Annotated in this window: 25 protein-coding genes; 16 read left to right on the top strand and 9 right to left on the bottom strand. The window is 66.3% G+C overall.

Annotated elements, in window-relative coordinates:
* From H5395_RS00125 to H5395_RS00105, 5 genes are read left to right on the top strand one after another with little or no spacing between them, the layout of a single operon-like run.
* Positions 1–648 (top strand): amino acid ABC transporter permease, encoded by a 648-nt coding sequence (locus H5395_RS00125; protein WP_182790504.1) that lies wholly within the window; start codon positions 1–3, stop codon positions 646–648.
* 26 nt (positions 649–674) lie between these two features.
* Entirely contained in the window at positions 675–1,484 is an 810-nt protein-coding gene (locus H5395_RS00120) for a transporter substrate-binding domain-containing protein (protein ID WP_182790503.1), read from the top strand.
* Positions 1,485–1,529: 45 nt separating this feature from the next.
* Positions 1,530–1,970, top strand: a complete 441-nt coding sequence (aroQ, locus tag H5395_RS00115; protein WP_182790502.1) for a type II 3-dehydroquinate dehydratase — start codon at positions 1,530–1,532, stop codon at positions 1,968–1,970.
* Between the two features lie 4 nt (positions 1,971–1,974).
* Positions 1,975–2,721 carry an amino acid ABC transporter ATP-binding protein gene (locus H5395_RS00110; RefSeq protein WP_182790501.1) on the top strand — a complete coding sequence of 249 codons (747 nt, stop codon included), beginning with the start codon at positions 1,975–1,977 and terminating at the stop codon, positions 2,719–2,721.
* Entirely contained in the window at positions 2,721–3,581 is an 861-nt protein-coding gene (locus H5395_RS00105; protein ID WP_234450693.1) for a shikimate dehydrogenase, read from the top strand. Before H5395_RS00110 ends, H5395_RS00105 begins: the two co-directional genes overlap by 1 nt.
* Before the next feature lie 401 nt (positions 3,582–3,982).
* Here the strand turns inward: H5395_RS00105 and H5395_RS00100 are convergent, their stop codons facing one another.
* Together H5395_RS00100 and H5395_RS18675 are read right to left on the bottom strand one after the other, a co-directional pair.
* Complete coding sequence (locus H5395_RS00100) at positions 3,983–4,759, bottom strand: phosphotransferase family protein (RefSeq protein WP_370576323.1); 777 nt, start codon at positions 4,757–4,759, stop codon at positions 3,983–3,985.
* On the bottom strand, positions 4,653–5,105 hold the full coding sequence (locus tag H5395_RS18675) for a TRAP transporter large permease subunit (RefSeq protein WP_182790499.1): 453 nt from the start codon (positions 5,103–5,105) through the stop codon (positions 4,653–4,655). The genes H5395_RS00100 and H5395_RS18675 overlap by 107 nt, the downstream gene beginning before the upstream one ends.
* A 296-nt stretch (positions 5,106–5,401) precedes the next feature.
* Between H5395_RS18675 and H5395_RS00090 the strand changes: the two genes are divergently transcribed.
* Positions 5,402–6,079 carry a FadR/GntR family transcriptional regulator gene (locus H5395_RS00090; RefSeq protein WP_234450691.1) on the top strand — a complete coding sequence of 226 codons (678 nt, stop codon included), beginning with the start codon at positions 5,402–5,404 and terminating at the stop codon, positions 6,077–6,079.
* Here the strand turns inward: H5395_RS00090 and H5395_RS00085 are convergent.
* Positions 6,027–7,340, bottom strand: coding sequence for an ABC transporter substrate-binding protein (locus tag H5395_RS00085; RefSeq protein WP_182790497.1), 1,314 nt, complete (start codon positions 7,338–7,340; stop codon positions 6,027–6,029). The two genes, H5395_RS00090 and H5395_RS00085, sit on opposite strands and share 53 nt — an antisense overlap.
* Positions 7,341–7,508: 168 nt before the next feature.
* On the opposite strand from H5395_RS00085, the gene H5395_RS00080 reads away from it, so the two are divergent.
* The 5 genes from H5395_RS00080 (at position 7,509) to H5395_RS00060 (ending at position 13,775) form a co-directional block, all read left to right on the top strand.
* The gene (locus H5395_RS00080) at positions 7,509–8,939 is read left to right on the top strand and encodes an NAD(P)-binding domain-containing protein (RefSeq protein ID WP_182790496.1); all 1,431 of its coding nucleotides are present in this window, start codon (positions 7,509–7,511) and stop codon (positions 8,937–8,939) included.
* Positions 8,940–8,948: 9 nt separating this feature from the next.
* The gene (locus H5395_RS00075) at positions 8,949–11,321 is read left to right on the top strand and encodes a DUF1989 domain-containing protein (RefSeq protein WP_182790495.1); all 2,373 of its coding nucleotides are present in this window, start codon (positions 8,949–8,951) and stop codon (positions 11,319–11,321) included.
* 83 nt (positions 11,322–11,404) lie between these two features.
* Positions 11,405–12,292 carry a bifunctional methylenetetrahydrofolate dehydrogenase/methenyltetrahydrofolate cyclohydrolase FolD gene (gene folD / locus H5395_RS00070; protein ID WP_182790494.1) on the top strand — a complete coding sequence of 296 codons (888 nt, stop codon included), beginning with the start codon at positions 11,405–11,407 and terminating at the stop codon, positions 12,290–12,292.
* Positions 12,293–12,432: 140 nt separating this feature from the next.
* A complete protein-coding gene (gene purU / locus H5395_RS00065) occupies positions 12,433–13,317 on the top strand; it encodes a formyltetrahydrofolate deformylase (RefSeq protein ID WP_182790821.1) in 885 nt (294 codons plus the stop codon).
* Between the two features lie 101 nt (positions 13,318–13,418).
* Positions 13,419–13,775, top strand: coding sequence for a cupin domain-containing protein (locus tag H5395_RS00060; protein ID WP_182790493.1), 357 nt, complete (start codon positions 13,419–13,421; stop codon positions 13,773–13,775).
* 565 nt (positions 13,776–14,340) lie between these two features.
* On the opposite strand, the gene H5395_RS00055 is transcribed toward H5395_RS00060, so the two are convergent.
* From H5395_RS00055 to H5395_RS00035, 5 genes are read right to left on the bottom strand one after another with little or no spacing between them, the layout of a single operon-like run.
* Positions 14,341–14,769, bottom strand: a complete 429-nt coding sequence (locus tag H5395_RS00055) for a cyanoglobin (RefSeq protein WP_182790492.1) — start codon at positions 14,767–14,769, stop codon at positions 14,341–14,343.
* Between the two features lie 14 nt (positions 14,770–14,783).
* Positions 14,784–16,115 carry a type III glutamate--ammonia ligase gene (gene glnT / locus H5395_RS00050; protein ID WP_182790491.1) on the bottom strand — a complete coding sequence of 444 codons (1,332 nt, stop codon included), beginning with the start codon at positions 16,113–16,115 and terminating at the stop codon, positions 14,784–14,786.
* 41 nt (positions 16,116–16,156) lie between these two features.
* Complete coding sequence (locus H5395_RS00045) at positions 16,157–17,482, bottom strand: FMN-binding glutamate synthase family protein (RefSeq protein WP_182790490.1); 1,326 nt, start codon at positions 17,480–17,482, stop codon at positions 16,157–16,159.
* A gap of 10 nt (positions 17,483–17,492) precedes the next feature.
* Entirely contained in the window at positions 17,493–18,254 is a 762-nt protein-coding gene (locus tag H5395_RS00040) for a GXGXG domain-containing protein (protein WP_182790489.1), read from the bottom strand.
* 4 nt (positions 18,255–18,258) lie between these two features.
* Positions 18,259–19,155, bottom strand: coding sequence for a glutamine amidotransferase family protein (locus H5395_RS00035; RefSeq protein WP_182790488.1), 897 nt, complete (start codon positions 19,153–19,155; stop codon positions 18,259–18,261).
* A gap of 611 nt (positions 19,156–19,766) precedes the next feature.
* Between H5395_RS00035 and H5395_RS00030 the strand changes: the two genes are divergently transcribed.
* The 5 genes from H5395_RS00030 to H5395_RS00010 all read left to right on the top strand — a co-directional run bounded on the left by H5395_RS00030 (position 19,767) and on the right by H5395_RS00010 (position 25,521).
* Positions 19,767–21,560 (top strand): APC family permease, encoded by a 1,794-nt coding sequence (locus H5395_RS00030; RefSeq protein WP_182790487.1) that lies wholly within the window; start codon positions 19,767–19,769, stop codon positions 21,558–21,560.
* A 153-nt stretch (positions 21,561–21,713) separates the two neighbouring features.
* Complete coding sequence (locus H5395_RS00025; protein ID WP_182790486.1) at positions 21,714–22,847, top strand: aminomethyltransferase family protein; 1,134 nt, start codon at positions 21,714–21,716, stop codon at positions 22,845–22,847.
* 17 nt (positions 22,848–22,864) lie between these two features.
* The gene (locus tag H5395_RS00020) at positions 22,865–23,485 is read left to right on the top strand and encodes a dimethylamine monooxygenase subunit DmmA family protein (RefSeq protein WP_182790820.1); all 621 of its coding nucleotides are present in this window, start codon (positions 22,865–22,867) and stop codon (positions 23,483–23,485) included.
* Positions 23,482–24,447: a PDR/VanB family oxidoreductase gene (locus H5395_RS00015; RefSeq protein ID WP_182790485.1), complete on the top strand. Its 966-nt coding sequence runs from the start codon at positions 23,482–23,484 to the stop codon at positions 24,445–24,447. The genes H5395_RS00020 and H5395_RS00015 overlap by 4 nt, the downstream gene beginning before the upstream one ends.
* 9 nt (positions 24,448–24,456) lie before the next feature.
* Positions 24,457–25,521: a DUF3445 domain-containing protein gene (locus tag H5395_RS00010; RefSeq protein ID WP_182790484.1), complete on the top strand. Its 1,065-nt coding sequence runs from the start codon at positions 24,457–24,459 to the stop codon at positions 25,519–25,521.
* Here the strand turns inward: H5395_RS00010 and H5395_RS00005 are convergent.
* Positions 25,518–26,171 carry a cupin domain-containing protein gene (locus H5395_RS00005; RefSeq protein WP_182790483.1) on the bottom strand — a complete coding sequence of 218 codons (654 nt, stop codon included), beginning with the start codon at positions 26,169–26,171 and terminating at the stop codon, positions 25,518–25,520. The two genes, H5395_RS00010 and H5395_RS00005, sit on opposite strands and share 4 nt — an antisense overlap.
* Positions 26,172–26,553 lie beyond the last annotated feature (382 nt).

The raw sequence follows: 26,553 nt of genomic DNA, 5'->3' as shown, positions 1-26,553 counted from the left end.
ATGATCGGACCGCAAGAGCTTGCCTTCCTCGGCCGCGGGTTGATGTGGACGCTGGCGCTGACCGCCATCGGCTTCACCGGCGGCATCGTCTTCGGCTTTCTCGTGGCGCTGGCGCGGGTGTCGCGTATCCGCTGGCTGTCGGCTCTGGCGGCGGGCTGGATCGCCATTTTTCAGGGCACGCCGCTGCTGATGCAACTGTTCGTGGTCTATTTCGGCCTGCCGCTGCTGGGCTTCAGCCCGCCCGCATGGGGCGCCGTGGCGGTCGCGCTGACGGCGCACGCGTCGGCCTTTTTGGGCGAGATCTGGCGCGGCGCGATCCAGGCCGTGCCAAGGGGGCAGGCCGAGGCCGCCCATGCGCTGGGTCTCGGCTACGGCTCGCTGATGCGTGACGTGATCCTGCCGCAGGCCTTGCGACTGTCGCTGCCCGCGACCATCGGCTTTCTGGTGCAACTGCTCAAGGGCACGTCGCTGGCGGCCATCGTGGGCTTCATCGAGTTGACCCGCGCGGGGCAGATCGTGTCCAACCAGACCTTCCGCCCCTTGCTGGTGTTCGGCATCGTCGGGCTGGTCTATTTTGCGCTGTGCTGGCCCCTGTCGCTCTGGGGCCGGCGGATGGAAAGACGGCTCGCGGCGGCGACCGCGCGCTGAGACATAACAAACGGGAGGAAGAACCGATGATTCCAAGACTGCTTTCCGGCACCGCGCTGATGGCCGCGCTTGCCCTGCCGCTGGCGGCCCAGGCCCGCACGGTCGAGGAGGCAAAGGCCTCGGGCACGATCCGCGTCGGCATCCAGGGCGACAACTGCCCCTGGGGCTGCATCAACTCGGCCGGCCAGGCGGACGGCTTCGACGCCGACATGGGCCGCGCCTTTGCGGAATACCTTGGGGTCGAGGCCGAGTTCGTGCCGCTGCAGGTCGCGAACCGCATCCCGGCGCTGACCACCGACAAGGTGGACGTGCTGTTCGCCACCATGGGGATGACGGCCGAACGCGCCCAGTCGATCCAGTATTCGCGCCCCTATGCCGCCAACCAGCTTTCGGTCGTGGCGCCGAAAGAGATGGCGGCGGCCAGCGGCGCGGACCTCGCCGGCAAACGCGTGGGCGTCCCCCGCGCCGCAGCGCAGGACACCGCGCTGACCGCCGAGGCGCCCGAGGCCAACATCCTGCGCTTCGACGACGACGCGGCGACGATCCAGGCGCTGCTGTCGGGGCAGGTGGATGCGGTCGGCGGCAACCAGATCTACATCCAGCGGCTGGAAGCCGCGCGTCCGGGCGTCTACGAGAACAAGATGCCGCTGACTGCGCTTTACAACGGCGCCGGCAGCCGGCTGGGCGAGACCGACTGGAACGAGGCGCTGAACGGCTTCCTGGAAAGCCACATGATTTCGGACGCCTACAAGGCGACCTATGACAAGTGGATGCAGCTTTCCCCGCCCGACTTCCCGGCCGAAATGGACGGCATTCCCTATACCGTCACGCAGTAACGCTTTCGCCCGGCGCCACGGCGCCGGGCATCACCCGAGGACGCCATGCCCCGCACCATCTTCATCCTGAACGGACCCAACCTGAACCTGCTCGGCAAGCGCGAGCCCGAGATCTACGGCCACGAGACGCTGGCCGACGTCGAACGCGACTGCGCTCGCCTCGCCGCCGATCTGGACCTCGACATCCGCTTCCTGCAATCGAACCACGAGGGGCAACTGATCGACTGGATCCATCAGGCGCGCGAGAAAGCAGCGGGCATCGTCATCAACCCCGGCGCCTTCACCCATACCTCCATCGCGATCCTCGACGCGCTGAACGCCTTTGCCGGGCCGGTGATCGAGGTCCATGTCTCGAACGTCCACCAGCGCGAAAGCTTCCGCCATCATTCCTATGTCAGCCTGCGCGCGAACGGGGTGATCGTGGGCTGCGGGACGGAAGGCTACCGCCTTGGCCTGCGGCGGCTGGCCTCGCTGACCGGGGCGTGACGCCATGCCGGACGACATCCTGATCAGCATGGAGCGGGTGGAGAAATACTACGGCGACTTCCACGCCCTGCGGAACGTGAACCTTTCCGTCCGGCGGGGCGAGAAGATCGTGCTCTGCGGGCCATCCGGTTCGGGCAAGTCCACCCTGATCCGCTGCATCAACCACCTTGAGCCGATCCACGCGGGCCGCATCGTGGTGGACGGCACGGAACTGACCGACAACCCGCAGGCCATCGACCGGGTGCGGCGCGAGGTCGGCATGGTCTTCCAGCAGTTCAACCTGTTCCCGCACATGACCGTGCTGGAAAACTGCATGCTGGCCCCCATGCGCGTCCGCCGCGTGTCGAAACCCGAGGCCGAGGCGACCGCCCGCCGCTATCTCGACCGCGTCCGCATCGGCAACCAGGCCGAGAAATACCCGGCGCAACTCTCCGGCGGCCAGCAGCAGCGCGTGGCCATCGCCCGCGCGCTCTGCATGGAACCGATCGCCATGCTGTTCGACGAGCCGACCTCGGCGCTGGACCCCGAGATGGTCAAGGAGGTTCTGGATACCATGATCGGGTTGGCGAATGACGGCATGACGATGATCTGCGTGACGCATGAGATGGGCTTCGCCCGGCAGGTCGCCGACCGGGTGATTTTCATGTCCGACGGCCGGATCATCGAGGAGAACGCGCCCGAGGCCTTCTTCCGCAACCCCCGCCACGAACGCACCCGCGCCTTCCTGGGCGAGATCCTGGCGCATCACTGATGGACGCGGCCCTTCCGACCATGCCCCTGATCTCGGGGCGGACCGCGCTGGTGGCGCATCTCGGTTATCCGACCGAGAGCTTCAAGGCGCCGATGATCTACAACCCGTGGTTCGGCGCCCGCGGCATCGACGCGGTGGTGGTGCCCATGGGCGTGAAACCCGAGGACTACCCGGCCTTCCTGCCGCTGGTCTTCCGTCTGTCGAACATCCGTGGTGCGCTTGTGACGATGCCCCACAAGGTCAGGACGATGGGCCTTGTCGATCATGTCACCCCCACCGCCGCCATCGCCGGGGCGGCCAATGCGGTGCGGGCCGAGGCGGACGGGCGGCTCACCGCCGACCAGTTCGACGGCGAGGGCTTCGTGCGCGGCGTCCTGCGCAAAGGCCAGTCCATCGAGGGCCGCCGCGCGCTGGTCGTCGGCTGCGGGGGGGTGGGCCGCGCGATCGCGGCCTCGCTGGCGCGGGCAGGGGCGGCGGAACTGGCGCTGTATGACCCGGACCGCGCGGGGATGGAGGCGCTGGCCAGGCGGCTGGCCGCGCATTACCCGGCGCTGCGGCTGACGCCGGGCCGGAATGATCCGGCGGGCTTTGACATCGTGGTGAACGCGACGCCTCTGGGGATGCGTCCTGGCGATCCGCTGCCGCTGGACGTTGAGCGCATCGACCCCTCGGCCTTTGTGGGCGAGGTGGTGCTGAGTTCCGGGATGACGCCCTTCCTGCGGGCGGCGGCCGCGCGGGGCTGCCGGTACCAGGTCGGGACCGACATGCTGTTCGAGATGATCCCGGCCTATCTGGAGTTCTTCGGCCTCGGCACCGCCACCGCCGGGGAACTGCGGGCGACCGCGCAGATCGCCTGTTGAGGAAGCGATCCCGCCCGCGCGCAACCCTGCGCCGCGCGTTGGGGGCGGCGCTGCGCTCGGGCACTCCCGCCTGCGAGGACCCTGTCGCAGCGTTCAGCCTCTGGCGCTTGAGGCGGCGGCGGGGACTGCCTGTCGCGGCACTCCCGCCTGCCCGTGAAAGCCCCCGCCATCAGGGGTGCCGCGTCCAGCCCCGCGCGCTTCCAGCGACAGCGCAGACCGCTTGTTCGGACACTCCGGCCTGCCGGCACGCTCCTGCTGTCACGGGCGCCGCCTGTTGCCTCTCGCGCCTCGGGTGAGGGCGTGCTGACGCTGGCGGCGGGTTGCCTTGCCGCATCGCTGCGGCTGATCCACGGGCATCGGCCGGCAGGGATGCCGCCGGCCTTTCTCCCGGTCGGGCCGGATCAGCCTTCGGGCGGCGTTTCTCCCAGCACCTCCCAGGCTCTTTGGGCGAAGCGGCCCGCCAGCGGGGCGTAGCGGGCGGCCTCGGGGTCGGCGGCGGTGCCCTGGGCGGCGCGGTCGGCGATGCCCGTGAAGATCACCGCGAAGCGGAAGAGCGCAAAGGCGATGTGGAAGGCTTGGGGCGGGGGAACCTCGGGGTGGACCTCGCGGTAGGCTTCGAAGAACCCGGCCTCGGTGGGGATGCCCTCGGTTTCGGCGCCGAGGATGCCGCCGTATTCGTCCGGGCTGGTGTGGAAGGGCATGGCGGCGAAGCCGAGGTCGGCCAGCGGATGGCCGATGGTGGACAGTTCCCAGTCGAGGACGGCGATCACGCGGGGCTCGGTCGGGTGAATGAGCATGTTGCCCAGCCGGAAGTCGCCATGGGCGATGGAGGACAGCCTGTCGTCGGGCGGCTGCAGTTCGGCCAGCCGTTCCGACAGCGCCAGCAGCACCCTGTCCTCCGCGAAGGAGGAGGCCTCGAGCTGGCTGGTCCAGCGGTGGATCTGGCGGGCGAAGTAGTCGCCGGGGCGGCCGAAGTCCGACAGGCCGATCTCGTCCGGCCGGACCCGGTGAAGCCGGGCGAGGGTGCGGACCATCGACAGGTAGACCTCGCGCCGTTCGGCCGGGGAGAGGTCAGGCAGGCGGCCGTCGGAGAAGACCCGGCCCTCGACGAAGTCCATCAGGTAGAAGGGTGTGCCCAGCAGCGCGGCGTCCTCGTGGAACAGCAGTGCGCGGGGCACCGGCACTCTTGGCGGGATATAGTACCACAGCGCGATGCCGGGCACTTGGGTGGATCGCCGCCAGCATGATCAGGCAGGCCAGCAGGAACCGCCCATTCTGCCGCAAAAGCGCCATGATGGGAATGCGGTTCGTCAGCGCGGCTACGTAGAGGTTGGCGGCAAGCGGCGGGGTCAGCAGGCCGATCTCGATGTTGATGACGACGATGCCGAAATGGATCGGATCGATGCCATAGCGGGCGGCTGCGGGCGCCATCAGCAGGATCGCGGCGCTGGTTTCCATGAACATGCCGACGACCAGCAGCGCTAGGATCACCAGCAGCAGGAAGCCGAAGAGGGCGAGGATCATGCCATGCTTCCCCCTTCGGTGCGGTCAACCACTATCGCGATCGTTTTCGGCACCAGCCGACAAGCGGACGATCCCGGACGAGGTCCTGAAGGGCTGCGCCGGGTCCTGCCGGAAAGGCAAGGGCAGTCGATCCGGGGAAGGCCGCGTTTATCCGGCAGTCTCTCCTTGGAGATCGCGGTCCCGAACGCGTAACTAGGGGCTGAGCCGTCCGGCTCGCCCGGCATGGTGCAATACCACGGAACTCTCAGGCGATGTCCTCCAGTCATGTAATTCCCGCGGCCCGTCGCAATGCCCCGATGCTGGGAGAGACGGTCCAGTATGTCGTCGATACGCTGACCATGCGGATCGTGTCGCAGGAATACGGGCTGGAGGAGCGGCTGCCCTCGGAACGCCAGCTGGCGCAGGACCTGGGCGTGGCGCGCAACACCGTGCGCGAGGCGCTGGATCAGGTCGAGGCCGCAGGCCTGATCCGCCGGCGGGCGGGGTCGGGGTCGTTCGTGACCTTCGATCCCGAAGGCGCCAAGGAATCGGCTTCCGCCGTGGCTGCGGAAACCGGTCCCCTGCAGTTGCAGGTGATGCGCGGGATCATGGAGCCAGAGATGATCCGCCTGGCCATCATCAGCATGTCCCCCCGCCAGATCGAGGCCCTGGGCGAGACCCTGTCGCAGATGGAGGCCGTGCAGGTGGACGCCATGGCCTTCGTCCGGCTGGAGGAGGAGTTCCACCGCCAGATCGCGGCGGGCACCGGCAACCCGCTGCTGATCGCCTGCTACAACCTGGTGCTGGACGCCCGGCGACAGTCCTTCCGCGCCGCCATGTATCGCCGCCACCTGACGCCGGACCGGATCGCCCGCTATCAGCGCGGCTATAATTCGCTGTTCAACGCGATTACCGCCCGCGACATCGAGGAAGCCTGCGAATTCATGAAGCTGGGGCTGATCGAGGATCAGAAGCTGCTGCTTCAGGACGGCTGATCTGGCGGCGCAGGCGCTGGTGCCACGACTGGCCCAGTCCGTCCAGTTGCCGGGCCAGCGCCTCGCCGTGGCGATCGAGCCAGTCCAGCACCGAGCCGAATTCCTGAATGCGCGCGCGGCCGTCCCGGATCGCCACCACGGGCCAGTCGCCGATCAGGGCATTGTCGGTGCCGAACAGCTCGCGTCCGGTCCAGCGCGCGGGACCGAAGGCATGGGGAACCTGTTGGGTGCGCTTCATCGCCGCCAGGACCGAGGCCGGCTCGACCGTGTCTGCCAGTTCCACCGCCCCGTGCCACAGATCCAGGATCGAGGCGTATTCCCAGCTCACCGCGCCCCATTCCCCCGGAAAGCGGGCGTTGTATGCCTCGAAGAAAGCCTGTGGCTGGCGGAAGAAGAAGGGGACGTCGGCCAGCATCGGGTCGTCGAAATCGGGGAACTGGAAGGTGTAGCCTTCCATGAACTCGGGCGAGGTGCGGGCAATCAGGCGCGGATAGCCATCGGCCACGCAGGACAGGATCTGGCCCCTGAAGCCGCGCCGCCATGCCGCCTCGGTCAGCGCATGGACCATCGGCGAGGTGGATGAGCACCAGCACAGCACATCGGGATCATCCGCCATCATCGCGGCCACGATCGCGTCGGCATCGCCCTCGCGCGGGGCATAGCGCAATTCCCTGATCCGCGACCAGCCGACGGCATCGAAGGCCGTGCGATAGACCGCCAGCGACGGCAGGCCGAGGCTGTCGGTCTGGGTGCACAGCGCCACGCGGCGGGCAGGGGGCAACTGCCGCGCCAGCCATTCGACTCCGGTCGCGTTGAAGAACGGATGAACCTCGACGGGGGCGATCAGGAAGGGCGTGTCGGGAGTCAGGTCCGAGGGCAGCAACGTCGCCACCAGCATCCGGCGCTGCATCAGGTAGGGTATGGCGGCCGCGAAGCTGTCGCCCCCCAGCGTCAGGATCAGCCGGACATGCAGCCGCTCGGCCATGTCGCGCGCGGCCTGCAGGGTCTGCTCGGGTCCTTGCGCGCTGTCATGGGCGACGATCTCGACCCGGTGCCGCTTGCCGGCCACCATCAGGCCGCCGCGCGCGTTGATCCAGTCCATCCAGATGCGGCACCCGTCCAGTCCCGGGCGGCCCCAAGGCTCTTCGGGGCCGGACAAGGGGGTGAGGAAACCGATTCGCAACGGGGCGCGATCCGCCGCCCCAAGACGTGGCAGGGATGCGCCGACCGCGAGTCTCTGGGCAAGGCTGGTCCTGTTCATCCCCGCGACAATAGCGCGATTTCCTTGAAGAACAGCGGCAAATCGCCGCATCCGGGTACGGCCAAGAAATCTGTTGCCAGATCGGGAAAGGGATGGTCTGATTGGTTCAGGGTTATTGAACCACTTTTTAAAACTGGTCGGACCATCCTGGGGAGGAGAACGGACCACATGACAAAGCGCATCGCGATCATCGGCGCGGGGCCTTCGGGGCTTGCCCAACTGCGCGCCTTTCAATCTGCGGCCCAGAAGGGCGCGGAGATCCCGGAAATCGTCTGTTTTGAAAAGCAGGCGAACTGGGGAGGCTTGTGGAATTACACTTGGCGCACCGGCGTCGACGAGAATGGCGAGCCGGTGCATGGCTCGATGTATCGCTATCTCTGGACCAACGGTCCCAAGGAAGGGCTGGAATTCGCCGATTATCCGTTCGAGGAGCATTTCGGCAAGCAGATCGCCTCTTATCCGCCGCGCCCGGTGATGTTCGATTACATCGAAGGCCGGGTGAAGAAGGCGGGCGTCCGCGACTGGATCCGCTTCAGCAGCGTCATCCGCTGGGTCGAATACGACGCCGAGGCCGATGATTTCACCATCACCATCCACGACATGAAGGCGGACCGCGTCTACAAGGAGCGGTTCGACAACGTGATCGTGGCCTCGGGCCATTTCTCAAGCCCGAACGTGCCGGAATATCCGGGCTTCGCGCAGTTCAAGGGCCGGATCGTCCACGCCCATGATTTCCGCGACGCCTGCGAATTCTCGGGCAAGGACGTGCTGATCCTGGGCGCGTCCTATTCCGCCGAGGACATCGGCTCGCAATGCTGGAAATACGGCGCGAAATCCGTCACCAGTTCCTATCGCTCGGCCCCCATGGGCTTCAAATGGCCTGATAATTGGGACGAAAAGCCGGCGCTGACGCATATCGACGGGAAGACCGCCCATTTCGCCGACGGCAGCAGCAAGGACGTGGATGCCATCATCCTCTGCACCGGCTACCGGCATTATTTCCCCTTCCTGCCCGACGACCTGCGGTTGAAGACGAAGAACCGGCTGGCGACCGCCGACCTGTGGAAAGGGGTGGTCTATGTCCACAATCCCAGGATGTTCTATCTGGGGATGCAGGACCAGTGGTTCACCTTCAACATGTTCGACGCCCAAGCCTGGTATGTCCGCGACATCATCCTGGACCGCATCGCCATCCCGGCGGACAAGCAGGTGATGCTGGCCGACGTGGCCGAGCGCGAGGCGCGCGAGGAAGCCTCGGACGACGTGAAATATGCGATCCAGTACCAGGGCGACTACGTCAAGGAACTGATCGCCGAGACCGACTATCCCAGCTTTGATGTCGATGGTGCCTGCAAGGCCTTCTTCGAATGGAAGAAGCACAAGGCTCAGGACATCATGGGTTTCCGCAACAACTGCTACCGCTCGGTCATCACCGGGACGATGGCGCCGGTGCATCACACGCCTTGGAAGGATGCGCTGGACGACAGCATGGAGACCTATCTCCAGAACGAATCCGCGCCCCACAAGGACGAGAAAATCCTTCGGGACCAGCCGGCGGCGATGGATCAGGATTGCCGCCTTCTTTCTCTTCCGGCGTGAGGGCCTGACATGCTGTCCCTTCCCTATGACCGGCTGCTTCGGCCCGGTCCGCCGCAGGCGACGCGTTCGCGCCGGGTCGCCAGCTACAACCTCGCCCCGGCGCAGGAACGCTATTCGGTTCCGGGGGCGGGCGCCGTGATGGTGCCGGTCCTGGCCGGCGACCGGATCGAGATCATGAACGACGAGGGCGGGCAGCGCGCCGAGCTGCTGGCCGCCCACCGGGATGGCCGCCTTGACGCGGGCATCCTGGGGGCCGCGGCCGATGTGCCCGCGGACGGGCTGCGGGCGCTGCTGGCCTCGGGCCAGCCAGGTCTCGACCGGCTTCGCAAGGGCATGGCCGCGCGCGGGATCGACATCGGAAAGGCCCGTGCCATCGGCCTTTTCGGCGACCGTTCCACCGCAGGCGACCGGGCGGATTTCACCGCGCAGGCCGAGGGATGGCTGGTGATGGCCGCGCCGGGCGGGGCGATGGACTTCGAGCGGCAGGACACCGCCACGCCCCTGACCCTGCTGGTGAACCGGGCCAGACCGCGCGAGGCGGGCAGCTTCGCCTTGGCCGATCCGCTGGCCGACCCCGTCCTTGACCTGCGGGTGAAGTCCTCGACGGCCGAGGCCTATCTGCTCCGGGCCGGCGAATACCTGCAGATCATCGATGTCGATGGCCGGCAATGCACGGATTTCCAGTGCTTCGACGCCCGCAAGGTGGATCGCGGCATCTTCAACCCGCTGGACGTGACCTCGACGCGGACGCTGATGGGGCATTCCTATCCGATGCCGGGGCTGCACGCGAAATACTACGACCATGACCTGACCCCGCTGATCGAGGTCGTGCAGGATACCTGCGGGCGGCATGACGCCTTCGCCATGGCCTGCGCGGCGAAATACTATGACGACATCGGCTATCCGGGCCACGCCAACTGCACCGACAACTTCAACGCAGCGCTGGCGGAATACGGGGTGCCGGCGCGGCGCGGCTGGATGGCGGCCAACTTCTTCTTCAACACCGGCATCGACGCGCATGGGGTCATGTATGCCGACGAGCCGTGGTCCCGGCCGGGCGACTATGTGATGCTGCGGGCCTTGACCGACATCGTCTGCGTGTCCTCGGCCTGCCCCGACGACACCACCGCCGCGAACGGCTGGACCCTGACCGACATCCACCTGCGGACCTATGCCGCGACCGAACGTTTCCAGCGTGCCGTCGCCTGGCGTCCGACCCCTGACTCGGAACCGATCATGACGCGCGAAACCGCTTTCCACCAGAAATTCGCCGCCATGACGCGCGACTTCGTCGAATACCGCGGCTTCTGGCTGCCCAACAGCTTCCCCGGCTGCGATCCGGTGGAAAGCTACTGGGCCTGCCGCGAGGGCGTCGTGGTGATGGACCTGTCGCCGCTGCGCAAATTCGAGGTGACGGGTCCCGATGCCGAGGGGCTGCTGAACTGGGTGCTGACCCGCGATGTCAGCAAGCTGGGCCATGGGCAGGTCGTCTATTCCGCGATGTGCTATCCGCATGGCGGCATGATCGACGACGGCACCCTGTTCCGCCTGGGCGACCAGAACTTCCGCTGGATCGGCGGCAGCGACGAGGGCGGCGCCTGGATGCGCGAGGAAGCCGCGCGGCTGGGGCTGAACGTGATGATCCGGTCGTCCACCGACCAGATGCACAACCTGGCCGTCCAAGGCCCGAAATCGCGCGAGCTGCTGGCGCAGATCATCTGGACCCCGCCGCACCAGCCCTCGCTGGAGGAGCTTGGCTGGTTCCGCTTCACCGTGGGCCGGATCGGCGGACCCGAGGGCGTGCCGGTCGTGGTGTCCCGCACCGGCTATACCGGCGAACTCGGCTACGAGGTCTTCTGCCACCCCCGCGACGGCGAGGCCGTGTTCGACGCGATCTGGGAAGCGGGCCAACCCCTGGGCATCAGGCCCATGGGCCTGGCCGGGCTGGACCTGGTGCGGATCGAGGCGGGGCTGGTCTTCGCGGGCTATGACTTCAGCGACCAGACCGACCCCTTCGAGGCGGGCATCGGCTTCACCGTGCCGCTCAAGTCCAAGACCGCCGATTTCGTCGGGCGCGATGCGCTGGTCCGTCGCAAAGAGCATCCGTCGCGCAAGTTCGTGGGCCTGATGATCGACGGGCAGGAACGCGTCGGGCATGGCGACTGCATCCGCATCGGCCGGGCGCAGGTGGGCGAGATCTGCTCGGCCATGCGGGTGCCGCGGGACGGGCAGATGATCGCGCTGGCGCGGGTGGACGTGGCCCATGCCGAGCCGGGGACCGAGGTCGAGGTGGGACGGCTCGACGGCCATCTCAAGCGGATCGCGGCGCGGGTTTCGGCCTTCCCGCATTACGATCCCAAGAAGGAACGCCCCCGCGCCTGATATGGCAGCGGTGGCAACGGAACCATCCGCGCCCCGAGGGGCGCGGGCCGGAAAAGCGTCCCTGCTGTCTGAGGGGGAGGAAAATGGGTTCGATCATCGACGGAAAGAGTTTTGCCGCGGGGCTGCGGGCGCGGGTCGCGGATCACGTCGCTGCCCTGAAGGCAGAGCACGGGATCGTGCCGGGGCTGGCGGTGGTGCTGGTCGGCGAGGACCCGGCCTCGGAGGTCTATGTCCGCAACAAGGGCATCCAGACCCGCGCCGCCGGGATGGAAAGCTTCGAGCACAAGCTGCCAGCCGGCATTTCGCAGGATGAGCTGATGGCGGTAGTCGCACGGCTGAATGCCGATCCTGCCGTGCATGGGATACTGGTGCAGCTTCCGCTGCCCGGCCATCTCGACAGCGACGCGGTCATCAACGCGATCGACCCGGCCAAGGACGTGGACGGCTTTCATGTCCTCAGCGTCGGGCTGCTTGGCAGCGGGCAGAAGGCCATGGTGCCCTGTACGCCCTTGGGTTGCCTGATGATGCTGAAGGACCGGCTGGGCGACCTGTCGGGCCTTCACGCGGTCGTCGTGGGGCGGTCCAACATCGTCGGCAAACCGATGGCGCAACTGCTGCTGCGCGAGAACTGCACGGTGACGATCGCCCACAGCCGGACGAGGAACCTGGCTGAATTGTGCCGGGGTGCCGACATCGTCGTGGCGGCGGTGGGCCGGCCGAACATGATCCCCGGCGACTGGATCAGGCCCGGCGCCACCGTCATCGACGTCGGCATCAACCGGATCGAGGAGGATGGCGCGACCCGCCTTGTCGGCGACGTGGATCATGCCAGCGCCGCGCAGGTGGCCGGGGCGATCACCCCGGTTCCGGGCGGGGTCGGGCCGATGACCATCGCCTGCCTGCTGGCCAATACCATCACCGCCTGCTGCCGCGCCAACAATCTGCCCGAACCCGAGGGAATGGGCTCATGAAAGGAGAAGACATCATGGAAGCGGATCAGATCGTGGCGGAAGGCCGCGCCCTGCGCGGCCCTGCCCCGGAGGCCGGGGTCAAGCCGGTGAAGACCACGCCTGCCCCCGCGCCGCGGCAGACGCAGGGCGCCGACGCCTTGATGACGAAATTCTGCCTGACGGTGACTTGCGATTCCACCAAGGGCATCGTCGCGGCGATCTCCGGCTATCTGGCGGCGGCCGATTGCCACATCACCGACAGTTCGCAGTTCGACGACCCGCAGACGGGCAAGTTCTTCATGCGCGTCAGCTTCGCCTCGGAAAAGGAGACGACGCTGGACAAGCTGGGCGAGGGTTTCGGGGAAATCGCCGACCGCTTTGGCATGACCTACAGCTTCCACGACCAGACGCAGAAAATGAAGGTCGTGGTGATGGTCTCGCGTTTCGGGCATTGCCTGAACGACCTGCTCTATCGCTGGCGGATCGGGGCGCTGCCGGTCGAGATCGTGGCGGTGATCTCGAACCACATGGACTACCAGAAGGTGGTGGTGAACCATGACATCCCCTTCCACTGCATCCGGGTGACCAAGGAAAACAAGCCCGAGGCCGAGGCCCGGATCATGGATGTGGTCGAGGACACCGGGGCCGAGCTGATCGTGCTTGCGCGCTACATGCAGGTGCTGTCGGACGCGATGTGCCGGAAGATGTCGGGGCGGATCATCAACATCCACCATTCCTTCCTGCCCTCGTTCAAGGGGGCGAACCCCTACAAGCAGGCCTATGAGCGGGGGGTGAAGCTGATCGGGGCGACCTCGCATTACGTCACCGCCGATCTCGACGAAGGCCCGATCATCGAGCAGGACACGATCCGCGTGACCCACGCCCAGTCGCCCGAGGACTATGTGTCGCTCGGCCGCGACGTGGAAAGCCAGGTGCTGGCCCGCGCCATCCACGCCCATGCCCATCACCGCGTCTTCCTGAACGGCAACAAGACGGTGGTCTTCCCGGCCTCGCCCAGTTCCTATTCCAGCGAACGCATGGGCTGACCACCCCGACAGATCAACCCCTGTCCGCCCGTGCCGATACTGGCGCGGGCGGACACATGACTGTCCGGCACCCGGATGACACGCAGAAAAGGAGCATCACCATGGCCATCATCAAGTTCGGCAGCTACCAGAAACCGAATGTCGAGCCGATCACCACCGATCTGGACTGGTGGCAGCCGGTCGAAGGCTCGCCGACCATGAAGACTTGGATCGAGCGGCAGTCCGACGACGGCAAGTACCTGACCGGCTACTGGGAGGCGACCCCCGGAAGCTACCGCGTCAAGTACGAGGTTGATGAGCTGATCCACATGTTCGAGGGCAGGGCGGTCCTGACCGACAAGGACCAGGAGCCGAAAACCTATGTCGCCGGCGATACCTTCTTGGTCGAGGCCGGCTTCGATGGCATCTGGAAGACCGAGGAAACCGTCCGCAAGCTTTTCGCCATCCGCGCGAAATAGGACGAACAGGGCCGTCGCGCCGGTCCTGTCCGGCGCGATGATGGCCTGCGGCCGGTCCCTGCCCGAAGGGCCGCAAATCAGCCGCCCCCAGCCCCGACGGCACCGGTCCGTCGGGGTCTCGCGCTTCCGGTTTGCATAACAGGGCGAAACGCGCCGCCTTGGCAAAGCCGTAAGGCGCGGCCACCCCGGCCAAGGCCAGCCGCGTCCGGCGCAGCAGTTCGTCGGTTCTGGCCAGCCGCAGGCGCAGCCAGAACCGCTGGACCGAACGCTTGGGCCGCCGATGGAACAGGCGCCGCAACTGCCGGGCGATGACCTTGGCTTGATGGGCTGACCGCTCGGCCAGCAGCGGATCGGCCATATGCGATTCCATCATCTCCTGCAGCGCCGGAGGGTGGGTGCCGTATGGATGAACCAGCCGCTGGAACCCGCCGCCTGATGCGCCTGTTCTGCGCGGCAGTCCGAACCGGGGGTCCCGGGAAACCCGAACCGCAGGTCGAGCCATCACGACAAAACCCGCACCTTCCATGCCGCCGGCATGGCGCGGCCCGCAGTTGCAGCGGTCCTTCTACCGGTCCGAAGCCTGCGCTGCCTCAAGCTCGGTCCCGGCATCGGCCTCCCGGTTGACCAGCATCAGCGCCGCCCGGCGCAGAGCGGGGCGGGCGCGCTCGATCGCGCCGCCGGCAAGGCCGTTGTCGGCGATGGCCTGATCCATCAGGGCCAGCCAGTCCTCGGCCTCCTGCGGGCGGATCGGCAGGTGGTCGTGCAACTCGCGCAGGTTCATGTGGCCGTGCCGCTCGGCGAAAAGGCGGGGGCCGCCCAGGAAGCCCGACAGGAAGGCGAACTGTTCCTCGCGGACATGGGCGATGCCGTGGCCGCGCAGGTGCTGGCCCAGCATCACGGCGCCGCGCGGATCGGTTTCGACCAGGTCGTAGAACCGCCCGACCAGAGCCCGCAGGGCGGTCGCGCCGCCGATCTCGTCATAAACCGAGGGCATCGCCTTCCTCCATCTCAGACGTCCAGGGTGTGCTCCCGTTCCCAGCGCGAGAAATGGGACACGAAGCTGTCCCATTCGCGGTGCTTCATCTTCACATAGGCCTTCGAGAAGCCGCAGCCCATCATCTCGCACAGGACCGTGTCGGCCTCATAGGCGCGCAGGGCGTCCAGCAGGTTCAAGGGCAGCTTCGGCGCGTCGGTGACGGTGTGGCCTTGGGTGTACATGTCGAGGTCGCAGCGGGGTCCGGGGTCCAGTTTCCGGCGCACGCCGTCGATGCCGGCGGCCAGGATGACCGCGTGCAGCAGATAGGGGTTTGCCGCGCCGTCGGGCAGGCGCAGCTCGAACCGCCCTGGTCCGGGGACGCGGACCATGTGGGTGCGGTTGTTGCCGGTCCAGGTCATGGTGTTCGGCGCCCAGGTCGCCCCCGAACTCGTGCGCGGCGCGTTGATCCGCTTGTAGCTGTTGACCGTCGGGTTGGTGATCGCCGCCAGCGCCGAGGCGTGGGTCATGATCCCGCCCAGAAAGTGATGGCCCTGCTCGCTGAGGCCCAGTTCGTGCGAGGGATCGGCGAAGGCATTGTCGGTCCCGTCGAGGTTCCAGACCGAGATATGGGCGTGCATCCCCGACCCGGTCAGGCCCTTGAAGGGCTTGGGCATGAAGGTCGCGCGCAGCCCGTGCTTTTCGGCCACCGACTTCAGCATGAACTTGAAGAAGGACAGCTTGTCGGCGGTCTGCAGCACGTCGTCGTATTTCCAGTTCAGCTCGAACTGGCCGATGGCGTCCTCGTGGTCGGCCTGATACGGCTCCCATCCCATCTGCATCATGTATTCGCCGATCTCGGCGATCACGTCATAGTGCCGCATGATCGCCTGCTGATCGTAGCAGGGTTTTTCCGCGGTGTCGTAGATGTCGGCGATCTGGTCGCCCGCCGGGGTCAGCAGGAAGAACTCCGGCTCGACGCCTGTCTTGACCCGCAAGCCGTCCTTCGCGGCCTCGTCGATGAGGCGGCGCAGGACGTTGCGTGGCGCCTGTTCGAGCGGCTTTCCCTCCATCACGCAATTGGCCGGAACCCATGCCACCTCGGGCTTCCAGGGAAGCTGGATGACGGCCTCGGGATCGGGGACGCCCATCATGTCCGGGTGGGCGGCGGTGAGATCCAGCCAGGTAGCGAAACCGGCAAAGCCGGCCCCGTCCCGGACCATCTCGGTGATGACCTCTGTCGGCACCAGCTTGGCCCGCTGGCTGCCGTAAAGGTCGGTGAAGGAAATCATGAAATACTTGACGCCGATTGCCTTGGCATAGGCGGCCAGATCCCTTGTCTTCGTTGTAACCTCGTCCTTCGCCATCTTCGCGCTAACCTCCCCGTTCCCGCTTGTTGTTGGCGTTCTCAGTAGCCGGTCCTCCCCGGGATCCAGCTTGTTCCGGCGACAGGAACCCCCGCCATGGCTGCGGCTTCCACCGTCAGGGCACACAGATCCTCGGGTTCGAGATTGTGCAGATGATTCTTGCCGCAGGCACGCGCGATGGTCTGCGCCTCCAGCGTCATCACCTTGAGGTAGTTCGTCAATCGCCGCCCGCCGAGGACCGGATCGAATCGGCCGAAAAGCTCGGGGTCCTGGGTGGTGATGCCGGCAGGGTCGCGGCCCTCGTGCCAGTCGTCATAGGCGCCGGCGGTGGTGCCGAGCTTGCGGTATTCCTCCTCCAGCGCGGGGTCGTTGTCGCCCAGCGCGATCAGCGCCGCCGTGCCGATCGCCACCGCATCGGCCCCGAGCGCCATGGCCTTGGCCACGTCCGCGCCGTTGCGGATGCCGCCCGAGACGATCAACTGCACCTGCCGGTGCATCCCCAGGTCCTGCAGCGCCTTCACCGCCTGCGGGATGCAGGCGAGGATGGGCATGCCCACATGCTCGATGAAGATGTCCTGCGTGGCGGCCGTCCCGCCCTGCATCCCGTCCAGGACGACGACATCCGCGCCCGCCTTCACCGCCAGGGCCGTGTCGTAATAAGGCCGCGCGCCGCCGATCTTGATGTAGATCGGCTTTTCCCAATCGGTGATCTCGCGCAGTTCCAGGATCTTGATCTCAAGGTCATCCGGCCCGGTCCAGTCGGGGTGCCGGCAGGCCGAGCGCTGGTCGATCCCTTTCGGCAGGTTGCGCATCATCGCCACCCGGTCCGAGATCTTCTGGCCCAGCAGCATCCCGCCGCCGCCCGGCTTGGCGCCCTGGCCCACGACCACCTCGATGGCGTCGGCCCGGCGCAGGTCGTCGGGGTTCATGCCATAGCGCGAGGGCAGGTATTGATAGACCAGCGTCTTCGAATGGCCGCGCTCCTCCTCGGTCATGCCGCCGTCGCCGGTGGTGGTCGAGGTGCCGGCGGCCGAGGCGCCGCGGCCCAGCGCCTCCTTGGCGGGGCCGGACAGGGCGCCGAAGCTCATCCCCGCGATGGTCACGGGAATGTCGAGATGGATCGGCTTCTTGGCGTGGCGGGTGCCCAGCCAGACATCGGTCGCGCAACGCTCGCGATAGCCTTCCAGCGGATAGCGGCTGATCGAGGCGCCAAGGAACAGCAGGTCGTCGAAATGCGGCAAGCGCCGCTTGGACCCGCCGCCGCGGATGTCGTAGATGCCGGAGGCTGCGGCCCGCCGGATGTCGGCGTTGACCTCGGGCGAAAAGGTCCAGGAATACTTCGGGGGCGTGTGCGGAAGCTCGTTCATGGCCGGACCTTCAATAGGCGGATGCGTTGTCGATGTTGAAGTTGTAAAGCTGGCGGGCCGAGCCATATCGGCGGAACTGTTCCGGCCGGGCCTTGGCGTCGGCCTCGCCCCGGCGCAGCAGATCCTCCAGCGCCTCCAGATGCTCGGGCCGCATCTCCTTCTCGATGCAGTCGGCGCCCAGGCTTTTCACGCGGCCGCGGACGAACAGCCGCGCCTCGTAGAGCGAATCACCCAGCGCGTCGCCCGCGTCCCCCAGGACCACGAGGTTGCCCGACTGCGCCATGAAGGCCGACATGTGGCCGATGTTGCCATGCACGACGATGTCGATGCCCTTCATCGAGATGCCGCAGCGCGACGAGGCATTGCCCTTGATGACCAGCAGCCCGCCGCGCCCGGTGGCGCCGGCATACTGGCTGGCGTCGCCCTCGACGATGACGGTGCCCGACATCATGTTCTCGGCCACGCCCGGCCCGGCCGAGCCATGGACGCGGATGCTGGCCAGCTTGTTCATCCCGGCGCAGTAATACCCGGTCGATCCGCGCACGGTGATGTCCAGGGGCGCGTTCACGCCGACCGCAATGGCGTGGCTGCCCCGGGGATTCACGATTTCCCAGCTTGTCTCGTTGGTGTCCGGCGGCAGGGCGTGCAGCGTGCCGTTCAGCGCCCGCAGGCCCCGGGCTTCGAGGTCGAAGACCTGCGTGCCGGTCTCGATGCTGTTCTGCGGCACGGCCTCGGCGCGCAGCCCGCGGGTGTCGAAATCGAAATTGTTCATTCCTTCAGCGCTCCCAGAAATAGGCGGTCGCGGGCTCCGGCTCCCAGACGCGGGCATTCTCGATCCCCGGCAGGTTGACGAGCGCGCGATATTCGGACCCGAAGGCCACATACTGGTCGGTTTCGGCCATCACGGCGGGCTTGCAGGCGATCGGGTCGCGAATCACCCCGAAGCCGTCCTTCGTGCCGACGACAAAGGTGAAGAAGCCGTCGAGATCGGTCAGCGTCGCCTCCATCGCCTGCTCAAGCGAGGCGCCCTCGTGCATCCTGTGGGTCAGGAAGGCGGCGGCGACCTCGGTGTCGTTCTCGGTCTGGAAACTCATGCCGGCGACCTTGAGGCGGCGGCGGACCGAGTTGTGGTTCGACAGCGAGCCGTTGTGGACCAGGCACTGGTCGGACCCGGTCGAAAAGGGATGCGCCCCGGCTGTGGTGACGGCCGATTCGGTCGCCATGCGGGTATGGCCGATGCCATGGGTGCCCGCCATCCGGTCGACCCCGAAGCGGGCGGCCACGTCCTTGGGAAGCCCGGTTTCCTTGAAGATCTCGATCTCTTCGCCCGCGCTCATCACGGTGACGCCGGGGCGGATCGCCTGCACGGCCTCGCGCGCCTCCTGCAGCTTGTCGGCAGGGACGGTCAGCACGACATGGGTGTCCTTGACCTCGGCCCGCGCCTCGGCACCGATCGCCTGACCCACCGCCTCGGCCAGCCCGGCGAAATCCTGCGCGGGATCGGCGGACTGGATGGTCAGCTTGGCCCGGCCCGGCTCGCCGCGGCCGTAGATCGCGATTCCCGCGCTGTCGGGGCCGCGGTCGGTCATGGTGATCAGCATGTCGGTCAGCATCTCGCCGAGCCGTGGTTCAAGCCCGGGGTCCTTCAGGAACAATCCGACAATTCCGCACATGATGGATATCCTCTTTGCGGGAGGGGGCGGCAGGGCAACGATGTGCCTTACCGGAATGAAACTTTTTTCACTTTGAGGTAACGTCAAGGCGCTGGTCAACGAAAGCTTTGCCGGTCAGCGCAAAAAACTTTCTTGACAGATTGTCGCACCTCCATATTCCCTTCGGGTAAATAAGTTGCCTGCCACGGGATGCGGGATCGCGGTCGGGACGAGGAACGGAAGGCTGGATCTTCGGCCCGCACGGACGTCTCCAAGGCTCTCGGCCACCGCTTCGCGGCTACCCAACCCAATTGATTGCGCCGCGTCATTCCCGGCGCGACCAGCCCCATCCCTCGGGGCAACCCGCCTGCGCCCGCTGCCTGACGGACGCGGAACGATCCCTTCCGGCCCGACATGGCCGGTCGGTTCCCGGACGGGCCGCCCGCCCGCACCATCGCCATGACTGGCGCTTTCCGAGTCCCGCGCATCCGGGCCACGGACCCCGCGACGGCAAGAAACCCCTGACGCGTCCCGCGCAGCCCCCTGTCGGCGGCTGCCGATCACACCTGTCCCGATCTGACCGACCGCGAAGCAGGCCAGCACCCCGCGTCACCTGATGGAGACCACAGCCGATGACATTAATCAGCACGGAACGAGAGGCGCTGGGCAGCTCGCATCCGAACGAGCTGCAGCGGACGCTGACCTGGAAAGGGGCCTTCTGGGTCGCCACCGGCGTCCCGCCCCTGGTCCTGTTCAGTATCGGGGGCATCGCCGGGGTCGCCGGCAAGGCGGCCTTCCTCGTCTGGATCGTCTCGATGACGATGGGCTTCCTGCAGTCCTTCACCTATGCCGAGATGGCGGGGCTGTTCGGCAACAAGTCCGGGGGCACCTCGGTCTATGGCGCGACGGCCTGGCTGCGCTATTCCAAGCTGGTCGCGCCCCTGTCCGTCTGGTGCAACTGGTTCGCTTGGAGTCCCGTGCTGTCGCTCGGTTGCGCCATCGCGGCGGGCTATATCCTGAACGCCCTGTTCCCGATCCCCGTGGCGGGCAGCGCCCCGGTGCTGGACTGGATGCAGGCCAATATCGGCAGCCTTACCGCCTCGGACCCCCGCGTGATCGAGTGGCTGGGGGCCAATGCCGGGCGCAGCGCGCAGGAAGGCATCGACGCCATCCTGTCGGCCAATGCCATCGAGGCGCTGACCCCCGCCTTCCGCGTCTGGGAAGCGGCGGCCCTGCAGATCCCCGGCCTCGGCACGCTGCATTTCAACGCCACCTTCGTGATCGGCGCGCTGATCATGCTGGTGATCTTCCTGATCCAGTGGCGGGGCATCGCCTCGACCGCCTCGGCCCAGAAGATCCTGGCGCTGATCGTGTTGATCCCGCTGCTGGCTGTGGGCATCATCCCGATCCTGACCGGCTCGATCAACTGGTCGAACGTGACCGACATCGTCCCGCCCGCGGCCGCGTATTCGGCCGAGGATGGCAGTTGGGGTGTGGGCGGATGGACGCTTTTCCTGGGCGGCATGTATATCGCCGCCTGGTCCACCTACGCCTTCGAGACAGCCGTCTGCTACACCCGCGAGCTTCGCAATCCGCAGACCGACACCTTCAAGGCGATCTTCTACTCGGGTCTTCTCTGCATCCTCTTCTTCATGCTGATTCCCTTTACCTTCCAGGGCGTCTATGGCCATGAGGCAATGCTGGCGCCTGGGATCGTGGACGGCACCGGCATCGGCGAGGCGCTGGCGCGGCTGGTCGGCGGCAGCCAGCTTTGGGTCCAACTGTTCGTGATCCTGATGATCCTGGCGGTGATGCTGGCGATCATGACCTCGATGGCAGGATCGGCGCGGACGCTCTACCAGGGGTCGCTGGACGGCTGGCTGCCGGTCTATCTGAGCCGGGTGAACCGGAACGGCGCGCCCGTGGGCGCAATGGCGACGAACATCGTCTTCAACCTGTTCCTGCTGGCTCTGGCATCGGACGCGGGCGGATACTTCTACGTTCTCGCGATCTCGAATGTCGGATATCTGCTGTTCAACTTCCTCAACCTCAACGCGGGCTGGATCCACCGGATCGATTCGCCTCACCTGCCGCGGCCGTGGAAGGCACCGACCTGGCTGATCGGGCTGAACACCGTGCTGGCCTTCGTCAACGCCATGTTCCTCGGGGCGGGTGCCAAGGTCTGGGGCTATTCCAACGCGCTCTGGGCCGGTCTGATCTTTTCCGCCCTGATCATCCCGGTCTTCGCCTGGCGGCATTATGTCGTCGACCGAGGCATCTTCCCGCAGTCCGCGCTGGATGACCTCGGGCTGTCCAATGACGGCAAGCTGGGCGAGCGCAGGGCCGGAATCCTGCCCTATCTGGCACTGGCGGGCGGGGTTGCCGTGGTGCTGTGGGCGAACTGGTTCTTCGTCCTTCCCGGATAGGCGGACAGACCCGGCCCCGGCAGGCGCGTCTTGCCGGTGCCGTTTTCAGCCTTGCCGAAAATTGCCTGTCAGTAATATTTTTTCACATAGAAGTTGATTTCCGGGAACTTGCCACGCAACAATCGACCAACAACTTCACGGAGAAGAAAACCGATGACCAATTCCTGGCGTATCTCGACCCTGGCTGACCGTCACCGCGCCCTCGGCTCGAATCTCGAGGACTGGAACGGGATGCCCACCGCCTGGACCTATGACAAGCCGATGATCGACGACTACACGGCCATCCGCACCAAGGCGGGGCTGATGGATGTCTCGGGCCTGAAGAAGGTCCATGTCACCGGCCCCGCCGCGACCCAGGTGATCGAGCGCGCCACCACCCGCAACATGGCCAAGCTGATGCCGGGCCGGGCGGTCTATGCCTGCATGCTGAACGACGCCGGCAAGTTCATCGACGACTGCGTGATCTACCGGCAGGGTCCGAACAACTACCTCGTGGTCCACGGCACCGGCCTCGGGACCGAGCAACTGACCACCGCGGGCGCGGGCCGGAACGTCGCGGTCCTGTTCGACGACAACATGCACGACCTGTCGCTGCAGGGTCCGCTTGCCGTGGACTTCCTGGAAAAGCACGTCGCGGGCATCCGCAACCTCGCCTATTTCGGCCATATCCAGACCTCGCTGTTCGGCAAGCCGGTGATGATCTCGCGCACCGGCTATACCGGGGAACGCGGCTACGAGATCTTCTGCAAGGGCGAGGACGCGCCGGAAATCTGGGACCGCATTCTGGAAGAAGGCCGCGAGATGGGAATCGTTCCCGTGCAGTTCGGAACGCTCGACCTGCTGCGGACGGAAAGCTATCTGCTGTTCTATCCGGGCGACAACTCGGAAACCTTCCCCTTCGACGACGATTCCACCGGCGATACGTTGTGGGAACTGGGTCTCGACTTCACCGTCTCGCCGAACTTCACCGGCTTCCGCGGCGCCGAGGAGCACGCCCGCCTGAAGGGCAAGGAGCGGTTCAAGATCTGGGGCCTCAAGCTCGACGGCGACAGCCAGCCCGACAATGGCGCCGAGGTCCATGACGGCGGCCGCAGGATCGGGGTGGTGACGCAGGGGCTGGCCTCGCCGGTGAACGACTACACCGTCGCGATCGCCCGCCTTCCGGTCGATTACGCCACGGATGGCAAGACCGTGACCGTCAGGACCGCCAATGGCGACGTGTCCGCGACGACCCATTCAATGCCCTTCTACGATGTCGAGAAGAAGCGGCGCACCGCCAAGGGCTGACGCAGGGTGATCCCATGATGATGAACACCGCATTCCCTCCCTCGATCACGACCCGCCCGGTCTATGGGCTGCTCGAACCCCATCCCGGAAGCGAGCATCTGATGGTGGCGGATGGCGAGGGGGGCGGTGCGCTGCTCGACCTCTTCGCCAAGGCGGACGGGCAGGGGATCGACCTGCGCCCGACCGCCCATGTCATCTATGTCAGGGCCGCCAACGGTACCGACATGGGCGACCGGCTTGCCGCACTGGGGGCCGCGCGGTTCTACCACGGCCCCTCGCTGGCAGCGGCGATGCCGCGCATCCGCAAGGCACTGGGCGACGCCCACATGGGCCTGCAGATCTACCTTGCGGGGACCGAGACATTGATCGGCGTGGTCCAGAGCGAGGCGATGAAGGTGGGCTATCCCCATGACGGGGTGCATACCGAGCATCGGGGCTCGCTGGCCCGCCGTGTCCAATGCGTCCATTGCAAGGGCATCACCGAGAACGTCACGACCGATCCGATGGTCTGCAGCCACTGCGGGTTGCATCTTTACGTGCGCGACCATTATTCGCGCCGGATCGCGGCCTTCCAAGGGGTCAACATAGACGCCGAGGACCCCGGCCAGGTGCCGGAAATGGTGGAGAAGTTTCCATGAGCAGCGGAGGCCCCCATATCCAGGCCCGCGTGGCAGACGTGATCCCGGTCAACGCCCTGATCAAGACCTTCCGCTTCGAGCCGGTGGACGGAAGCCCGGTGCCGCCCTTTTCCGGCGGCAGCCATGTCGTCGTCGAGATGAACGACAACGGCACACGCCGCCTGAACCCTTATTCGCTGATGAGCGATCCTTCGGACACCAAGGGCTATTCCATCTCGGTCCGGCGCGATGACTTCGGCCGGGGCGGGTCGCTTTACATGCACAACCATGTCACGCCCGGCATGGAGATGACGATCAGCTACCCGGTCAACCTGTTCCCCGAGGATGCGCGGGCGCGCAAGCACCTGCTGATCGCGGGCGGCATCGGCATCACTCCCTTCATCGCCCATATGGCGCAGATGGATCGACGGAACGCCAATTTCGAACTGCATTACGGGGTGCAAAGCCGCTCGCTCGGCCAGTTGGGGGATGAACTGAAGCGCAGCTACGACAACCGCGTTCATCTTTACTACGACGACGAGAACATCCGCATCGACCTGCCGCGCCTTTTGCGCAGCCAGCCATTGGGGACGCATGTCTATGTCTGCGGCCCGAAGGGCATGATCAACGCCGTCCGTGAGCTTGCCGCCCAGGCCGGCTGGCCGAGGGGAGCGATCCATTCCGAGGAGTTCCTGGCCCCGCCGGTGGGCAAGCCCTTCTCGGTCGAACTGGCGCGGACGGGGATCACCGTCGAGGTCGCCGCCGTCCAGTCGCTGCTGGAAGCCATCGAGGCCGCGGGCGTCGATCCGCCCTATCTCTGCCGCGGCGGCGCCTGCGGACAATGCGAATGCAATGTCCTCGATTGCGAGGGCGACATCGAGCACAATGACCATTGGCTGACGCCCGAACAGCGCGCCTCGCAGAAGAAGATCATGCCCTGCGTGTCGCGCTTCACCGGCAGCAGGCTGGTCCTGGATCTCTAGGAGGAGAGAATGGGAATTCAGTTCAGCGACGTCACCTTCCGCAACGACTATACCTTCCGCAACTCGCCGGAGGGAATCAGGCGCTTTCCCTTTCCGTTCCCCGAAGACGACTACATGTATTCGGTGAACATCGAGCCGCATGTGCCCGGCCGCAAGGGCTCGATCTTCGAGCATACCTTTGACGTGGACGAGCATTACATCTCTGAAATGCGGGACCGCGCGCAGGTGCTGGCGGATGACCCGCTGCGCTGCCAGTCGCTGCCGCACATGACGCTGGCCGGATGGGACCTGCTGGAACTCATCATGGAATCCAAGGCCCGCGACTACCCGGACCTGTTCGAACTGCACAAGGACGGCGACCGCTGGCGCTGGATCAACCGGCCGCTGGGCGTCGATGACACCTTCACCTTCCTGGATGAAACGACGCTGCCCTGCGGGCCGATGGAATACATCACCCGCCAGACGCAGGGCGACTTCACCCTGCAGGACCAGCGCGACGAGAACCTGTGGATCGAGGCCGGCATGGTCACGACCCAGGCCGACTGGTCGCTGGACTTCGACATCGGGATGAGCTTTCACGAATGGCACGCCCCGGTGCCCTTGGCGGGCGGCATGGGCATCTTTGACCGCGCGTTGAAGTTCCTTTTGAAGCTGCAGCACGGCGCGCCTGTCCGTCGCTTCAACTGGACCATGACGGTCGATCCGCTGCTGGACACCAGCCCGGAGAACTATCCCAAATGGGGACCGGGCAAGGCCACGCTGACCCCCGACACCGTCGGCGCGCGCCAGCATCTGCGGGTCGAGCTGCAGACCCTGTATCGCCTGCCGCGGTCCAACGCGATCGCCTTCGGCATCCGCTGCTACCTGATCAGCTTCCAGGATCTGGTGACGGTGCCGAAATGGGGCCGCCGTCTGCACCGCGTCCTCAAGGGACTGCCGGACGAACTCGCGGAATACAAGGGCTTCGCACGCAACCGCGCGCTTCTGGTCGAGTGGCTTTCCCGGCATGACGACGGTGCGCCGACATCGCTGGGCTGGTGGCCCGAGGACGAGCCGGAGGCCGTGCCCGCCTAGCCCTGCGGATAGCAGATCACCGACAGGAAACGGGCCGGAAGGGCGATATGCGCTTCCGGCCCGTGCTGCGCGTCGGCGTCGAAGAACAGGCTGTCGCCGGGACGAAGGTGATAGGTCTGGTCGCCGTGGCGATAGACGATTTCGCCTTCCAGCATGTAGATCAGTTCCAGCCCGTCATGCTGGAAGGTCGGGAACACGTCCGAGGTCGTGGTCAGCGTGATGAGATAGGGCTCCACCACCACGCCCGACTGGTTCGGCCCCAGGTGCCCCAGCAGGTTGTACTGGTGCCCCGACCGCGTGCCACGCCGGGCGATCTCGACATGCTGCCCCGCCTTCACATGCTGCGCCTCGCGGCGTTCCTCGAAAAGGCGGAAGAAGGCCGTCACCGGCGTGGACAGCGCATGGCTGAGCGTCTGCAGCGTCATCAGCGAGGGCGAGGTGACGCCGTTCTCGATCTTCGACAGCATCCCCACGGAAAGCCCGGTCTTGCGGGCAAGGTCGGCGACCGTCATCGAATGTTGGCGGCGGATGCTGCGGACCTCGCGCCCGATCGCCACCTGAAGATCCCTTTCGCGAGGGGTGCTGACCCGGTGAGGGTCCTGGCTGAGTGGTGCATTGGGCGCGTTGGAGATCGCTCGCACCTTGGCCATCGTCATCTCCCTCGCACCCAAGTCGCTATGTATGCCCTGACCTGCTTCCCGTTTCCGGCAGGCATGGTCAAGCCGCCATGGCAGGGGATGACGTTCCCGGAGCCTGATGGAGACACCTCGGGCAGCGCCGGCTTCGGGAAAGAGTCCTGCCGTATCAGTCACGTCTGCCGCCGATCTGGCGGGATCGGCGCCAAGGATGAAAATCATTTCAGGCGGAAAAATCCCGCGGCAGGCTGCCGCGGGACGCATGGCTTGTGGCTTCTGGTTTTCCCGGCGCGCCCCTGTTCCTCACATCCCGTCGTAGAGGGGGAACCTTGCGCACAGCGCCTTGACCTCGCCTGCGACGCGGGCCTCGACCTCGGCATTGCCGCCCTCGCCGTTG

Source organism: Paracoccus sp. MC1854 (assembly GCF_014164635.1).
Lineage (GTDB): Bacteria > Pseudomonadota > Alphaproteobacteria > Rhodobacterales > Rhodobacteraceae > Paracoccus.
The sequence above is the reverse complement of the archived record's forward strand: the minus strand, read 5'-3'. Positions and strand labels throughout refer to the sequence as shown.